This window comes from Kineococcus vitellinus (assembly GCF_009906315.1).
Classification (GTDB): Bacteria; Actinomycetota; Actinomycetes; order Actinomycetales; family Kineococcaceae; genus Kineococcus; species Kineococcus vitellinus.
On the sequence record NZ_JAAALL010000582.1, the window covers coordinates 1 to 1,015 of the forward strand.

Annotated in this window: 1 protein-coding gene; it reads right to left on the bottom strand. The window is 66.3% G+C overall.

Going from position 1 to position 1,015, the window contains the following annotated elements:
- Positions 1-24 precede the first annotated feature (24 nt).
- Positions 25-930, bottom strand: coding sequence for an IS5 family transposase (locus GTQ99_RS23555; protein WP_166618061.1), 906 nt, complete (start codon positions 928-930; stop codon positions 25-27).
- Between the last annotated feature and the right edge of the window lie 85 nt (positions 931-1,015).

Below are 1,015 nucleotides of genomic sequence, written 5' to 3' on the forward strand. Positions count from 1 at the left end.
AGAAGGTGTTGCGTTACCTGTTGATCACTGAGGGTCGGTCTTCGCCTCGTCCTTGAGGGTGCCGTCCTCGGTGAGACGGCGAGCCGCTTCGATCTCGATCGGACCGCGCGGCTTCACGTCTTGGCCGGCGAGGCGAGCCAACATGAGCCGGATCGAGGCGACCTGGATCATGGCCTCGGAGTGGGCGGTCTTGCGTTCGTAGTCGCGTGCCAAGCGTCTGCACCTCGTCAACCAGGCGAAGGTCCGTTCCACCACCCACCGTCTGGGCAGCACTTGGAAGCCTCGCACGTCGGCGTTGCGGGGCACAGCCACCACCTGAAGGCCTTCGGTTGCGGCCCAGCCCGTCAGTGAGGCGTCGACGCTGTTGACGTAGCCGCCGTCGACCCAGACCAGACCCAGGCGGTGGTAGCGCTCGGTGATGCCGCTCAGGACCCGCTTGGCGCCGTGACGGTCTTGCAGTGAGGCGGAGTGCACGACGGCTTTGAGCAGCAGTCCGTTGGTGTCGACCAGCAGGTGCCGTTTGCGTCCGCGGACGCGTTTGCCGGCGTCGTAGCCGATGGCTTCACCGCCGTGGCTGGTCTTGATCGACTGCGAGTCCAGCACCCCGGCGGAGGGTTGGGGGTCACGTCCGTCGGCGATGCGGACCCGGTCGCGCAGGGTGTCGTGGATGCGGGCCCAGGTGCCGTCAGCGGTCCAGGCGGCGAACCAGCGGTAGGCCACCCACCACGGGACCAGGTCGTGGGGGATCGCTCGCCAGGGGCAGCCGGTGGTGAGGACGTAGAGGATCGTGTCGATGACCAGGCGGGTCGGGTGGGCTCGTGGTCGTCCTCCACGACGGCGATCTGGTTGAGGCAGAAGTGGTTGCAGCAACTCCCATTGAGCATCCAGCAGTGAGGAGTCGTAGGCCGCTTTGCCCGTGCATGCACACATGGGCTGATCATGAGGTGGGGTGGTGGCCTGACGGCCACCACCCCACCTTCACTCACTGGCGATGACCAGTAACGCAACACCTTCT